At 48.2% G+C, this 15,908-nt stretch carries 10 protein-coding genes; 2 read left to right on the top strand and 8 right to left on the bottom strand.

The features are described 5' to 3' along the window. Positions 1–7 precede the first annotated feature (7 nt). Positions 8–1,408, bottom strand: a complete 1,401-nt coding sequence (rlmD, locus tag ACKPVM_RS06470; protein WP_409307921.1) for a 23S rRNA (uracil(1939)-C(5))-methyltransferase RlmD — start codon at positions 1,406–1,408, stop codon at positions 8–10. 135 nt (positions 1,409–1,543) lie between these two features. Between rlmD and barA the strand changes: the two genes are divergently transcribed. Beyond that, positions 1,544–4,339, top strand: a complete 2,796-nt coding sequence (gene barA / locus ACKPVM_RS06475) for a two-component sensor histidine kinase BarA (protein WP_409307922.1) — start codon at positions 1,544–1,546, stop codon at positions 4,337–4,339. A 190-nt stretch (positions 4,340–4,529) separates the two neighbouring features. Here the strand turns inward: barA and gudD are convergent, their stop codons facing one another. The 7 genes from gudD to ACKPVM_RS06510 all read right to left on the bottom strand — a co-directional run bounded on the left by gudD (position 4,530) and on the right by ACKPVM_RS06510 (position 13,659). Beyond that, positions 4,530–5,870, bottom strand: coding sequence for a glucarate dehydratase (gene gudD, locus ACKPVM_RS06480; RefSeq protein WP_409307924.1), 1,341 nt, complete (start codon positions 5,868–5,870; stop codon positions 4,530–4,532). A gap of 47 nt (positions 5,871–5,917) precedes the next feature. Further along, on the bottom strand, positions 5,918–7,261 hold the full coding sequence (locus ACKPVM_RS06485) for an enolase C-terminal domain-like protein (protein ID WP_409307926.1): 1,344 nt from the start codon (positions 7,259–7,261) through the stop codon (positions 5,918–5,920). A gap of 29 nt (positions 7,262–7,290) precedes the next feature. Next, positions 7,291–8,628: an MFS transporter gene (locus ACKPVM_RS06490; RefSeq protein WP_409307928.1), complete on the bottom strand. Its 1,338-nt coding sequence runs from the start codon at positions 8,626–8,628 to the stop codon at positions 7,291–7,293. A 626-nt stretch (positions 8,629–9,254) separates the two neighbouring features. After that, complete coding sequence (locus tag ACKPVM_RS06495; RefSeq protein WP_409307929.1) at positions 9,255–10,397, bottom strand: glycerate kinase; 1,143 nt, start codon at positions 10,395–10,397, stop codon at positions 9,255–9,257. A 128-nt stretch (positions 10,398–10,525) separates the two neighbouring features. Next, complete coding sequence (gene garR, locus ACKPVM_RS06500; protein WP_409308235.1) at positions 10,526–11,416, bottom strand: 2-hydroxy-3-oxopropionate reductase; 891 nt, start codon at positions 11,414–11,416, stop codon at positions 10,526–10,528. 75 nt (positions 11,417–11,491) lie between these two features. Next, positions 11,492–12,262, bottom strand: coding sequence for a 2-dehydro-3-deoxyglucarate aldolase (garL, locus tag ACKPVM_RS06505; protein WP_409307931.1), 771 nt, complete (start codon positions 12,260–12,262; stop codon positions 11,492–11,494). Between the two features lie 62 nt (positions 12,263–12,324). Further along, positions 12,325–13,659, bottom strand: a complete 1,335-nt coding sequence (locus tag ACKPVM_RS06510) for an MFS transporter (protein ID WP_409307933.1) — start codon at positions 13,657–13,659, stop codon at positions 12,325–12,327. Between the two features lie 632 nt (positions 13,660–14,291). Between ACKPVM_RS06510 and garD the strand changes: the two genes are divergently transcribed. Continuing rightward, on the top strand, positions 14,292–15,857 hold the full coding sequence (garD, locus tag ACKPVM_RS06515) for a galactarate dehydratase (RefSeq protein ID WP_409307934.1): 1,566 nt from the start codon (positions 14,292–14,294) through the stop codon (positions 15,855–15,857). Positions 15,858–15,908: the final 51 nt, after the last annotated feature.

The following is a 15,908-nucleotide window of genomic DNA, read 5'->3' on the forward strand; positions in this document are numbered from 1 at the left end:
CCCTACGTTACCGCCCGTCGGAATCCTGCAAAAATAGTGCCATCGACTCTAGGTGTCCGGTATGTGGAAACATATCCAGCATAGCAAGATTTGCCAGCCGATAACCGGCACTGAGTAATATTTTGCTGTCACGCGCCAGCGTCGTGGGGTTACAGGAAACATAAACCACACGCTGAGGCGAAAATTTAACGACCTGCGCCATCACCCCGGCAGCGCCTGCTCGCGCAGGGTCAAGCAGTATCTTATCAAAACCCTGAGCCGCCCACGGTTGCTGAGTGACATCATCCTCAAGATTTTGGTGAAAAAATGTGACATTGCCGAGTGCGTTACGCTGTGCATTTTCACGGCCTTTATTGACTAACGCCATCACACCTTCGACACCAACGACATGAGCGGCCCGCTGCGCCAGAGGAAGCGTGAAATTTCCCATACCGCAAAACAGATCCAAGATCCTATCTTGAGGTCGTACATCCAACCAGGCCAACGCTTGCGCCACCATTTGTTGGTTAACCGCGTCGTTAACCTGAATAAAATCTCGTGGGCTAAAAGCCAGATTTAACCCTGCTATCTGATACGTTGGTACGTCACCGCTAAGGCAAACCAGCGATTCAGCATCAGGCGCTAGATAAATGGCGACATGCCTCTGTTGGGCAAAATCACGCAATGTCTGCGTATCCGCCGCGCTAAGCGGATCAAGATGACGCAGCACAATCAGTGGCCCATTGTCCGCCAGAACCAACTCAACATGCCCCAACCGCCTGACAGCCTGCAAATGACTCAGACAATCACGCAGTGGCAACAGCAAACTTTCCAGTTCCGGGCGCAATATGGGACAGACGTTAATGTCCACTAAATCATGGGAACCCGATTGCCGATATCCCATTACCAACCGTTGCTGTTTCGATGGCTGCGTTTCCTGGAAACGTCCGTGCTTCCCGGCATGGTTTGTTTTCTCAGCATGCTTTGTTTTCTCGGCATGACAGTATAACGCAAGCCGGGCTCGTCGCCGGTAGGCATAAGATGGCCCGGCAATCATGGTCACAGGTAAGGTATCTTCTTCCCAGTCATGGGACATCATACGCCTTAGCGCAGACGCCTTGCTGTGCTGCTGTAGTTCAATATTGGCATGTTGTTGTTGGCATCCCCCACATGTTCCGAAATGTGGACAAACGGGATCAACACGTTGAGCACTGCGCGTTAGAATGCGTTTAAGTTTAGCATGTGCAAACTGGCGCTTTTCATCAGTCAGTTGGATCTCCGCCTGTTCTCCTGGCAGGGCTCCCGTTACAAAAATGGTTTTCCCCTGATGCCTGGCAACCCCTTGGCCGAATGCATCAAGGGAATCCACCGTCACGGTGAGCGTTTGCCGGGTCGTCACGCGCCGGTTTGGAGAGTAGAATTGCGCCATAATTTGCTGTCGATTTATCTTTTGAGTTGAACGATGATACCCCATGAATTTCAACGCGCAGGAAGGGCGGCTGCCAGCACACCTGCAAACTGAGAAATGAAGGGAACTGCCTTAATTCTCCCACATTGGAACCCCATGACCAAATACAGTCTGCGCGCACGCATGTTGATAATGATTTTGGCACCGACATTAATGATCGGATTGCTGCTCAGTGCCTTTTTCGTCATCCATCGCTACAACCAACTCCAGACACAATTGGCCGAAACGGGCACCAGTATCATCGAACCACTGGTGATCACTAGCGCTTATGCGATTACGCAGCAACAACAGCAAACCATTCAACCGCTGATTAACACCATCCACCGGCGTCATTCCGATATTATCAGAGCCATTAGCGTGTTTGACGATCGCAGCCAATTGCTGGCAACCACGAATGTGCGCCATAGCAAATTAGCGTCATCACCTATTGATCAAGCCCCCGCTCACCACGGTTTGCAGTTGCACTACACCGAAAGCTCGCTGATCCTGCATATGCCTATCACGACAGACAGTGAATTGACCGCGGACGGTCTTGCGCTTTCCTTTCCCAGTACGATCAAACCTATCGGCTATATGGTCATTGAGTTAGATATGACGACCATCAAGCTTCAGCAATACCAGGAAATTTTTGTTGCCGCGTTGCTGTTACTGCTGTGTCTGGGGGTTGCCGTGCTGTTTGCCTATCGCCTCATGCGAGATGTCACGGCCCCTATTCGTAATATGGTTGAAACGGTCGATCGAATCCGTCGCGGGCAACTGGACAGCCGGGTAGAAGGCCACATGTTGGGCGAACTCGACATGCTGAAAAATGGCATCAACTCAATGGCGATGTCGTTGACGGCTTACCATGAAGAAATGCAACAAAATATCGATCAGGCGACCTATGACCTGCGTGAAACGTTGGAACAGATGGAAATCCAAAACGTTGAGCTGGATATTGCCAAGAAACGGGCGCAGGAAGCCGCGCGAATTAAATCTGAGTTCCTGGCAAACATGTCGCACGAACTCAGAACACCGCTGAATGGTGTGATTGGTTTCACCCGCCAGACATTGAAAACGCCGTTGAACGCGACGCAAACCGATTACCTGCGCACGATCGAACGATCTGCCAATAACCTGCTGAATATCATCAATGATGTGCTAGATTTCTCAAAGCTGGAGGCCGGAAAACTCATATTGGAACACATCCCGTTTTCGCTGCATAACACGCTAGACGAGATGGTGATGTTGCTAGCCCACACCGCGCATGAGAAAGGATTAGAGCTTACGTTGGATATCCAGAACGATATCCCGGAGCAGTTCGTCGGTGATCCGCTGCGTCTACAGCAAATCATTACCAATTTACTGGGCAACGCGATTAAATTCACCGAGCATGGCAACATTGATATTCGCGTTGAAAAACGCCGACAAGAATACAATGAAGTTCAATTGGAAATTCAAATCCGCGATTCTGGGATCGGTATTGCGGAAATGCAACAATCTCAACTATTTCAAGCTTTTCGACAGGCAGATACCAGCATCTCTCGTCGTCATGGTGGAACCGGACTCGGGTTAGTGATTACCCAGCGTTTAGTCAAAGAAATGGGGGGGGATATTAGTTTCCAGAGCCAGTTAAACCAAGGGTCAACTTTCTGGTTCCATATTAACTTGCCTTTAAACCCTCATGTGGTTCCCAGTGAACCGACCTATCATCGATTACAAGGTAAACACCTGGCCTATGTTGAATCCAATTCAGCCGCCGCTCAGGCTACGCTGAATATTCTGGGTCAGACACCGTTGACGATCAGCTATAGCCCAACGCTGGAACAACTTCCGGAGACCTCATTTGATATTCTGCTGCTCGGTATACCCGTCCATTACCGCAACAGCCTACAGGATTACCTCCCCAGATTGCGTGATGCCTGCCGTCTCGCGCCTTGCATCATTTTAGCGCTGCCCAGCCTTGCACAAATGGACCCTGAGCAACTCAAATTATTTGGGGTACACGCTTGCCTGAGTAAGCCGCTCTCTGCGCCACGCCTGCTACCGCTATTGCAGGATAGCACGCTGTTTCAACTTTCATTGTTAGAAGAACATACATTGTTAGAAGAACATACGCCAAAGATACCGTCGACATCACCTCATACAACGCGGTTACCACTCAGCGTAATGGCGGTGGATGATAACCCCGCGAATCTGAAGCTGATTGGTACCTTACTGGAAGAACAGGTTGAAAATATTATTCTGTGTGAAAACGGCACCGATGCCATCGCTCAGGCCAAAAACCATAATATCAATATTATCCTTATGGATATCCAGATGCCGGGCATGGATGGTATCCGTACCAGCGAACTCATCCGTCAGTTGCCCAATCATGCGGAAACCCCGATCGTTGCAGTGACTGCGCACACCGTAGATAACGAACGAGAACACCTACTGCAATCAGGGATGGATGACTATTTAGCTAAACCGATTGATGAACAAATGCTGAGGAACGTATTAGCCAGATATTCACATTCCGTAGAGGTGATTCCTCCATTAGACGAACATGACGATAGCCAACTTTCACTAGACTGGGCGCTGGCACAGCGCCAGGCAGCCAATAAGCCGCAGCTCGCGCAAGACCTACTGCAAATGCTATTGGATTTTCTACCCGAAGTCCGCGACAGAATTGAAAAAATATTAGACGGAAACCCAGACAACGATATCGTTGCATTAATTCATAAACTACACGGCAGCTGTAGTTATAGCGGTGTACCGCGATTAAAACGCATCTGCTATTACCTTGAAAAACAATTAAATAAAGGTATCGATAGCGGTGAATTGGAACCAGAATGGCTGGAGTTACTGGACGAAATAGACAATGTCACAGAGGCGGCAAACTTACATTTGCGACAGGCATCCATCCAATAAACAAGCGATTTAGAAAAAACGCTTGTTGCTCATATCGCATTATACTAAACCTGTTGACAATCTGATGGTCGCAGCAATATTGCGGGCCCGTCATCCTGACATTTTCAGCCGCATTATCCAATGCGTTCTCCAGTGAATAGATGATCCCGGTGCCGTTTCACCCGAAACGGCACCGCTAAAAAGCAAAACGTTAGCGCACCAGGCACGGACGTTTATTATCAAACGTCCAATTCGGGATCAGGTATTGCATTCCCATCGCATCGTTACGTGCACCTAATCCCTTCGTTTTATACAGCTCATGTGCCTTCATCACCTGATCCATATCTAGTTCGACACCCAGCCCCGGTTTCTTCGGCACTTCCACCATTCCCCCCACAATCTGCAACGGCGCTTTGGTCAGACGCTGATTGCCTTCCTGCCAAATCCAGTGCGTATCAAGTGCAGCAATCTTGCCAGGAGCCGCAGCACCGACATGGGTAAACATCGCCAGAGAGATATCAAAGTGATTGTTGGAGTGTGAACCCCAGGTCAATCCCCATTCGTGGCACATCTGCGCGACACGTACAGAACCTTGCATCGTCCAGAAATGCGGGTCAGCCAGTGGAATATCGACCGATTGCAAAGAAATGGTATGCCCCATTTGCCGCCAGTCAGTGGCAATCATGTTGGTCGCGGTGGGCAGCCCCGTCGCACGACGGAACTCCGACATCACTTCCCGGCCAGAGAACCCTTGTTCTGCACCACACGGATCTTCGGCATAGGCCAGTACACCACGCAGCTGTTTGCCTAATTTGATTGCTTCATCCAGCGACCAGGCACCATTTGGGTCCAGCGTAATACGTGCCTGTGGAAAGCGTTTCGCTAGCGCGGTTACCGCTTCCGCTTCTTCACTACCAGCCAGTACGCCACCTTTCAGTTTGAAGTCATTAAATCCGTATTTCTCATAGGCCGCTTCTGCCAGCCGAACGACGGCCTCTGGTGATAGCGCTTCTTCGTGACGTAAACGATACCAGTCACATTTATCATCGGATTGGTTCTGATAAGGCAAATCGGTTTTATTGCGATCGCCGATGTAAAACAGGTAGCCCAGCATCTCAACCGCGTCACGCTGCTGCCCATCGCCAAGCAACGACGCCACGGTCACATTCAGGAACTGACCAAGCAAGTCAAGCATGGCAGCTTCAATGGCTGTCACTACATGGATGGTGGTACGCAGATCGAATGTCTGCAAACCACGCCCGGACGCATCACGATCGGCAAACTTCGCCCGTACCGCCGTCATCACATTTTTGTATTCACCCAGTGTTTTCCCCACAACCAGCGCGGAAGCATCCTCCAACGTCTGACGGATCTTTTCACCGCCAGGAATTTCACCGACGCCGGTATTCCCGCTGTTATCCTTCAGGATGACAATGTTTCGAGTGAAGTACGGCGCATGCGCACCACTCAGGTTAAGCAGCATGCTGTCATGACCCGCAACGGGAATAACCTGCATGTGGGTAATAATCGGTGTTGAACTTTGCAATGCCATCTTTTTATCCTTTCTCTCTATACCCGTCATAATTCATATCAATACGGTTAGCGACCAAACACCGGGCGTTTGCGATCAAACGTCCAACCGGGGATCAGATATTGCATTGCCGCCGCATCATTACGCGCCCCACTCGGTAACCTTTTGTGCAGTTCGTGGGCTTTCATTACCTGTTCCATATCCAGTTCTATCCCCAAACCGGGACGGTCAGGCACTTTGATTTTGCCATTGACGATTTGCAGGGGTTCTTTGGTCAGATGCTGTCCTTCCTGCCAAATCCAATGGGTATCAATCGCTGTCGGATTGCCCGGTGCTGCAGCACCGACATGTGTGAACATCGCCAGAGAAATATCAAAGTGATTGTTGGAATGGCAACCCCATGTTAACCCCCACTCATCACACATCTGTGCCACTCGCACAGCACCATGCATCGTCCAGAAATGTGGGTCAGCCAGAGGAATATCGACAGCCTGCAACATGACAGCGTGGTTCATTTCACGCCAGTTAGTGGCAATCATATTGGTCGCAACCGGTAGACCAGTGGCGCGACGAAACTCGGACATCACCTCTCGCCCAGAAAAACCTTGTTCAGCACCGCAAGGATCTTCAGCGTAGGTCAAAATTCCCTGCATCCCCTTACACAGACGAATCGCTTCGTCCAGCAGCCAGGCTCCGTTTGGATCAACAGTAATACGAGCATCAGGGAAACGTTTTTTGAGTGCTTTAACCGTATCGATTTCCTGCTCGCCCGGTAGCACACCACCTTTTAATTTGAAATCTTTAAACCCATAACGATCCGTGGTGGCTTCCGCCAAACGGACAACCGCGTCGCTATCCATCGCCTTCTGATGACGCAGGTGGTACCACTCGTGTTTACCTTTCTCACCTTCCAAATAAGGCAAATCGGTTTTGGTACGGTCACCGACGTAAAATAAGTAACCCAACACGGTGACTTCATCACGTTGTTTCCCTGGCCCCAATAACTCTGCCACGGGCACCCCCATGAATTGCCCCATCAGATCGAGTAATGCGGCTTCCAACGCGGCGACGGCATTAACTCGTAACTCAAACGTCCACGCCCCCTTACCAAAGGAATCGAAGTCTGAAGACTGGTTACCTTTATGTACGTCATGCACTAAACGATTCATGCGTGCAATCTGCTGACCTTTTACACGCGGGATCACCTCCACTAAGGTGTTATAAATCACTTCACCACCGGGAGCTTCGCCCACGCCAGTATGGCCTGCGTTATCGGTCAGGATAACGATATTGCGCGTAAAATAAGCACCATGCGCACCACCAATATTCAACAACATGCTGTCATAACCCGCGACAGGGATAACCTTCATATCAACAATGACGGGGGTATCTGAAAAACGATTACTGCCCATGACATACTCCTGGAATTCAAATAGATAAATTATGCGGTTAACGGTTTCAACTCGAGACGCTGGATCTTGCCAACAATGAACAGGTAGCTAAAAATCACCACTAAGCCATTGGCTACGACGTACAACAAAGCGCCGTCAAATGAACCTGTTTCTTTTAAGATGTATCCAATGACGATCGGCGTCGTGATGGCACCAATTTGGGTGACCAGATTCAGCACCCCACCGCTTAACCCAACAATTTCTTTTGGTGCTGTATCCGCATTAACCGTCCAACCAAGCGCGCCGACGCCTTTACCGAAAAATGCCAGACACATAGCGGCAACAACAACGACATCGGATGTGGTGTAGTTACAAATCACCATACTGCTACACATCAACATCCCCAGAATAATTGGCGTCTTACGTGCCACAGAAAGCGAATACCCTTTATTGAGCAGATAATCTGAAAATACGCCGCCCAATACCCCACCAATACAGCCACACACGGCAGGCAGAGCGGCAATGAAACCAGCTTCCAGAATGGACATTCCACGACCTTTCACCAGGTAGATAGGGAACCAGGAAAGGAAGAACCAGGTAATGGCATTAACACAATAGTTCGCCAGATAAATCCCCAACAGCATACGGCTGGAGAGCAACTGTTTTACATAGCCGAACTGCGGGCCCGATGCGCTTTTCTTATGGCTTGGATCATCGTCCATGTTGACAAGTCCACCGCCATCGCGGATATAGTCCACTTCTTCCTTACTGACCGTCGGATGCTTCATCGGGCTATACATGGTCTTGTACCACACCAGAGACAGCACCATGCCGACCATACCCATCACGATGAATACATATTCCCAACTCACTTCCTGAGTAATCCAGCCTAATAATGGATTGAATACGACTAACGCCGCATATTGAGAAATATTAAAAATGGCAGAGGCCGTACCTCGTTCACGGACAGGAAACCACGCCGAAACAATACGACTGTTTGCAGGCATAACCGGAGCCTCAGAAAAACCGACCATGAAGCGCAAAATAAACAACATCATGGCTGCTGAAGCGAAGAAATGAACAAAACCTTGTGCAAACGTGAAAATAGACCAGATAAAAATGGCAAAACCGTACACAATTTTAGAGCCGAAGCGATCGAGCAACCAACCGCCTGGAAGTTGGGCCAGCATATAAGCCCAGCCAAAAGCAGAAAAGACATATCCCATTTGTAGCGGGTCTAACCCCAAGTCGGAAGCGACATGCGGCCCTGCGATAGAAAGCGTAGAGCGGTCTGCATAATTGACGGTACTGATGATGAACAGAATGGCTAAAATCCAGAACCGAGAATGCGTTTTGGTTTTAGCCAGGGGGAGTGTTGTTTCAGCCATGATGCTTGCCCTCGACACGAGACGCCTTGACGCTGGCAACATCGAAACAGTTATCAAACTTTAGCACGGTATAAAATGAACTAAATATTAAAGTATTAAAAACAGATAGTGCACCAATAGATGCTTTCATATTTACCTACTTTATTATCGCGACCTTATCTTTATTCTTTAAACGAATGTAGTGGTAGTGAGGTCAGAATGAAAGACAGGTTATTAAGTTAATATTATTGATATGCAATCGATAGAGCGGAATAAAAAATCAACCACATCGACTTCACTAAAAAGTATAAGCATCCCCATTAAGCAGCTCATTGGGCAAACGCTCAATATTAAAATATAATAAGGATTAAAATAAGGCGACAGCACAAGACAATGAGATATCATTCACAAAAAACGCAAAGTGATATTTAGTTAATTTTTATAATAAAAGAAATTAAAACACTCAATTCAATTAATAAAATCCAATTACTGTATACGAAAATAATAGTTTCTAATGGATATTATGTAAATAGATTGGTATTAAAACCATTAAATAAAAGAGGGATTAGGTGGGAGACTGACATTTCCATAAAAGCTATTCCAATGAACAAGCGCTTTAGAAAAAAGCGCTTGTTGCTCATATCGCATTATACTAAACCTGCTGACAATCTGATTGTCGCGGCAATGTTGCGAGCCGTCATCCTGACATTTTCCGCTGCATTATCCAATGCGTCTTCCAGTGAACAGATATTATAAAGTACGCTGAATACGGCATCCAGACCGTGTTCATGTACTACACCAACATCCGCCGTCAGACTACCGGCAATACCAATCACTGGCTTATTGTAACGCTTCGCGACACGAGCTACGCCGATTGGCACCTTCCCGTGGATCGTCTGGCTATCGATTCGCCCTTCTCCGGTAATCACCAGCGACGCATCTTTGACCAGTTCATCCAACCCCAGCGCTTCCGTGACAATTTCAATACCCTGACGGAGTTCTGCACCACAGAATGCCTGCAACGCGGCGCCCATCCCTCCGGCTGCACCGGCTCCAGGAACTTGCTCAACGTCCTTATCCAAATCATGGCGGATCACCGCAGCATAGTGCTTCAACGCATTATCCAGTTGTTCTATCATCGCTGGCGTCGCGCCTTTTTGCGGGCCAAACACAGCGGAAGCCCCTTGCTTACCCGTCAACGGGTTGGTGACATCACAGGCCACTTCAAAACGACAGCGTTTGATACGCGTATCCACATCCCTGATATCAATGCTTGCCAGCTTATCAAGTTCACCGCCGCCAAAACCAATCTCTTCACCCGCCTCATTGAGCAACCTGACGCCCAATGCCTGTACCATACCCGCACCACCATCATTGGTCGCACTGCCACCAATTCCGATAATGCAGTGCTCCACGCCGTGATCCAGCGCGCAACGGATCAGCTCGCCCGTACCATAACTGGTCGTCAGCAACGGGTTACGCTGCGGGGCCGGAACCAACTCCAATCCACTGGCTGCCGCCATTTCTATAAACGCCGTTTTCTCATCACCGGACAAGCCAAAAAAGGCATCAATATTTTCGCCCAATGGCCCCGTCACGTTGACGTTGACAATCCTGCCACCGGTTGCAGCGACCATCGCCTCAACCGTGCCTTCACCACCGTCTGCGACTGGCAATTTGACGTAGCAGGCATCGGGGAATATTTCACGAAACCCTTTTTCGATTTGTATGGCAACGTTTTGTGCAGACAGGCTTTCTTTATAAGAATCCGGTGCGATCACTATTTTCATAAACGATCCGATTTCATCAACGTTCCGATTGTACTTAATCCGCGCTCATGAATCGGCGCTTATCAGAAGCCATCAACCAGACCGGCATCCGATAATGCTGCCGGTCTCGCTAACGGTTATATTACTGCCTATCTCGTCACTTCGATCTTGGCCAATTTCTCGTAATAACAGGCTAATGCGCTGTGATCGGCGGTACCCAGATCGTCCGCTTTCAACGCCTGCATCATTTCCATCACCGCTGCGGTCAACGGCAACTGAGCGCCTACACCGTGAGAGGTATCTAACGCGTTCGCCAAGTCCTTGATATGCAAATCAATACGGAAGCCTGGTTTGAAGTTACGATCCAGCACCATCGGTGCTTTAGCATCCAGCACGGTACTACCGGCCAAACCACCACGAATAGCCTGGTAGACCAACTCAGGGTTCACACCCGCTTTAGTCGCCAGAACCAATGCTTCGGACATCGCAGCGATATTCAACGCAACAATCACTTGGTTCGCCAGTTTGGTCACGTTGCCAGCACCAATGTCACCAGTATGGACAACGGAACCTGCCATCGCTTTCAAAATATCAAAACAACGATCAAACTGTGCTTTATCGCCGCCCACCATCACTGAGAGCGTACCGTCGATCGCTTTTGGTTCGCCACCACTGACTGGCGCATCCAGCATCAGGATGCCTTTTTCGGCTAACGCAGCCGCAATTTCACGGCTGGCTAACGGTGCGATCGAGCTCATATCTACAACAATGCTGCCAGCACGTGCGCCGTCAATTACACCGTTTTCGCCCAGCACAACCTCTTTGACATGAGGTGAATTCGGTAACATGGTGATGATGACATCACTTTGCTCTGCAACAGCTTTTGGCGTTTCCGCCGCCGTCGCACCTGCCGCAACCACTTCCGCGACGGCTTCCAGATTCCGATCCATCACGACTAATGAGTAACCTGCTTTCAGCAGATTTTTACTCATCGGTTTTCCCATAATGCCAAGCCCAATAAAACCAATTTTCATTGCTATAACCTCATTGTCTGATGTAGATATCACTTCAATTCGCGATGAATCCGCAGGTTGCGGATTCACTTCGCCGCAGAATTACTTCTTGAATTTATCGCTCAGTGCCTGTGTTGCACCGCGGAATATGCCCAGATCGCTTCCGACAGCCACAAACGTCGCACCCCATTCCAGATAGCGACGGGCATCCACTTCTGCCGGAGCCAGAATGCCGCACGGCTTGTTATGTGCCGCGGCGCGCTCAAAGATATGGCGGATCGCTTTCTGAACTTCTGGATGATTCGGCTGGCCCAGATAGCCTAGCGCAGCGGATAAATCACCCGGCCCAACAAAAATACCGTCTACGCCGTCAACCGCCGCAATCGCATCCAGATGATCAATACCGGCCTGACTTTCTATCTGCACCATGACGGTAATATTGTCGTTAATGGTGGCAAAATAGTCCGGCTCGGTGCCATAGCGATTACTCCGATGGGCAACCGATACCCCGCGAATCCCTGCCGGTGGATAGCGTGTGGACGCTACCGCACGAATGGCTTCCTCTTCCGATTCAACAAAAGGAACCAGAAAATTATTAAAACCAATATCTAACAGCCGTTTGATGATAACTGGCTCGTTACACGGCGGACGCACGACGGGCGCACTGTGACTTCCCTTTAACGCCATCAACTGCGGGATAAACGTCATCACGTCGTTAGGAGCGTGTTCACCATCCAGTACCAGCCAGTCAAACCCTGCTAATCCCAATACTTCGGTTGAAATGGGATTACCCAGCGCACACCAGCAGCCAATCAGGGTTTTACCCTCACGTAAATTTTGGCGAAAATGGTTAGGTAATATCGAATTACTCATAATAACCTTCTATTAATTCATATTTACGGTGGCTAATAAATGACAACAACCATTATCAATTATTAACTTTTCTTTAATTCCATACGTTTGATCTCACCAACAACGAGCAGATAGCACAGCATTGCCATTATTGCGGAAATACCGACAAAAAGCAGAGCACTATTAAAAGAATGCAACTCTTTGACCAGATAACCGATAACCAATGGTGTAACAATTGAAGCCACATTACCAAATACGTTAAATACACCACCGCATAACCCGACAATTTCTTTCGGTGCAGTATCGGAAATGACAGGCCAGCCTAATGCCCCGAAACCTTTACCAAAGAAAGCCAGCGCCATCAATGAGACCACTAAAACATTACTATCGGTGTAATTACAAAGAATGATGCTGGATGCCAATAACATCCCCAAAACGATAGGGATTTTACGAGCAGCAGTTAACGAATAACCGCGTTTTAACAACATATCAGAAACGACGCCACCCAATACACCACCGATAAATCCACACAACGCCGGAATTGCTGCAATCAGACCAACCTTCAGGATAGACATTCCCTTTTCCTGAACCAGGTAAATAGGGAACCAGGTAAGGAAGAACCAGGTGATACTATTAATAAAGTATTGGCCAAGGAATACACCTAACATCATACGATTAGTGAGAAGTTGTTTGATGTAATCCCATTTAGGACCATCGTTGCTTTTACCGTCACCTTTCTTATGGTCCATATCAACAACAGCACCGCCCTTGGAAATATATTCCAATTCTTGTTGGCTAATGCCGGGATGATCGGTTGGGTTATGAATAAACTTCACCCAGATAATAGTTAGCACAAATCCCAGTCCGCCCATAACCAGGAATACATGCTCCCATCCCCACTGATATGTCAACCAACCGAGGATTGGAGAGAAGATTGCCAGCGAAAAATATTGGGCAGAGTTAAAAATGGCGGATGCCGTACCACGCTCTTTTGTTGGGAACCAGGCAGCCGTAATACGGGCATTAGCAGGAAAAGAAGGCGCTTCAGAAAACCCGAGCATAAAGCGCAGTGCAAACAAGGTTACCGGCGCCCATACTAATGGCACCCAGTCGACGAACCCTTGTAAAAAGGTGAACAGCGACCAGAAGAAGATACTGTAAGCATAAACTTTCTTTGATCCAAAGCGGTCAAGTAACCAACCGCCTGGAATTTGCATCACGAGATACGACCATCCAAACGCGGAGAAAATATAGCCCATATGCACCGCGTCTAACTGTAATTCTTTCGCTACGGCTGTACCTGCAATAGATAATGTTGCACGGTCTGCATAGTTTATTGCAGTAACTGTAAATATAATTAACAATATTATGTAGCGAACATAGGTTTTTCTTTTTAGAAGAACCGCATCGGAGTTCATAAAATCACCTTAATTATCATTATTAGTATGACCAACCTAAATAAACCAATATTCTTTCTGCATGGTTCATTTGAGCCTTTAACATCTCCTCTCTTCCGGAAAAGATGTCATTAATAAAATCTTGCACTACCAGTTTCCGCTACGAACATTCAGAAAACGATATCAGTATAAAAATAGAGCCAAGGAATAGCACTGTGTGATTGCACAATAATATGCATAGAACAATGCGTTTTTTATGAGATTCACCCAAAAACCTGCGACAGTCATCACACTATGATTTTCAATAACGAACAGGAAAAGATCAAAAGAGAGATAGATCACGTTAATCTGGATGATCGCCAAATTATTTGGCGTTAAAAACAATTAATATTATTCAATTGCACAGTTATGTACTATAAAAAATCAGATATTATGTGTATAAAATCTGCATTACTTTTATAAATGACTACGATAAAAATTACTGATTTTATACCCTAAATAATTAGAGTTGCAGGAAAGGCGGCAAGTGATTCGGGTGACAAATTTGCTGGACGCTGATTTGAACGTTGCAAGCAACGACCCAAACGAAACGAAGCCAACTCACATGTAGCTTGAAGTATCACAGGTATAGTTAAAGATTAACTGGAGACGCTATGTCACAGAACGAGCAAAATGTCGTGAAGGCTTTTTATATTAAAGTCCATGATAACGACAACGTCGCTATTATCGTTAATGATAATGGTTTACGTGCAGGTACCCGGTTTGATACTGGACTAGAATTAATTGAGCATATTCCACAGGGTCATAAAGTTGCGCTAGTCGACATTCCCAAGGCAGGCGCAATTGTACGCTATGGCGAAATTATCGGCTATGCGCTGCGTGATATCCCCCAAGGCAGTTGGATCGACGAATCACTGGTTGAATTACCCAAGGCTCCCGCGCTTGAAACATTGCCGCTGGCCACAAAAGTACCAGCCCCACTTCCTCCTTTAGAAGGGTATACCTTTGAAGGCTACCGCAATGCGGATGGGAGTGTCGGCACCAAAAATTTACTGGGCATTACCACCAGCGTCCACTGCGTTGCCGGTGTCGTGGACTACGTTGTCAAAATTATTGAACGCGACCTATTGCCTAAGTACCCGAATGTGGACGGTGTTGTTGCACTCAACCATTTGTACGGCTGTGGCGTTGCCATTAATGCGCCTGCGGCTGTCGTTCCCATCCGCACAATCCATAACCTGGCGCTGAACCCCAATTTTGGGGGCGAAATATTGGTTGTCGGCCTCGGTTGTGAAAAGCTACAGCCCGAGCGTTTACTTGAAGGCACACCTGATGTTCAGACAATTTCTCTGGATGACAGTAGTATCGTGCGTTTACAAGATGAACAGCATGTCGGCTTTAAATCGATGGTGGACGATATTTTGGCGATGGCCGATCGGCACCTACAACAGTTGAATAAACGCCAACGTGAAACCTGTCCGGCTTCTGAGCTGGTTGTCGGTATGCAGTGTGGTGGTAGCGATGCGTTTTCAGGTGTGACGGCTAACCCCGCCGTTGGTTTTGCTTCAGATCTACTGGTCCGCTGCGGCGCAACCGTGATGTTTTCGGAAGTTACCGAAGTGCGCGACGCGATTCATCTGCTAACGCCACGGGCTATCGACGAAAGCGTCGGCAAGCGTCTGTTAGAAGAGATGGCATGGTATGACAACTACCTTGACAGCGGCCAGACCGATCGTAGTGCTAACCCCTCTCCCGGTAACAAAAAAGGCGGGCTGGCCAACGTCGTGGAAAAAGCGCTTGGCTCAATTGCCAAATCAGGCACCAGTGCAATCGTTGAAGTGTTATCGCCCGGTCAGCGCCCAACCAAACGTGGTTTGATTTACGCCGCAACCCCCGCCAGCGATTTTGTCTGCGGAACGCAGCAACTCGCCTCGGGTATTACCGTTCAGGTCTTTACCACCGGTCGCGGTACGCCATATGGCTTACTGGCTGTTCCCGTCATTAAAATGGCGACGCGTACCACGCTGGCAAACCGTTGGTACGACCTCATGGACATCAATGCGGGGACTATCGCCACTGGGGAAGCCACCATTGAAGATGTCGGCTGGCAACTCTTCCGTTTTATTCTGGATATTGCCAGCGGTACAAAGAAAACCTGGTCCGATCAATGGGGTCTTCACAATGCCTTGGCCGTATTTAACCCGGCTCCGGTTACCTGATTGAAAGATATCACTCACAATCGTGATGATTAAACGGCTTGTGTGACAGAA

The sequence above is a fragment of the Pectobacterium hainanensis genome, assembly GCF_046237015.1.
Classification (GTDB): domain Bacteria; phylum Pseudomonadota; class Gammaproteobacteria; order Enterobacterales; family Enterobacteriaceae; genus JBJYIN01.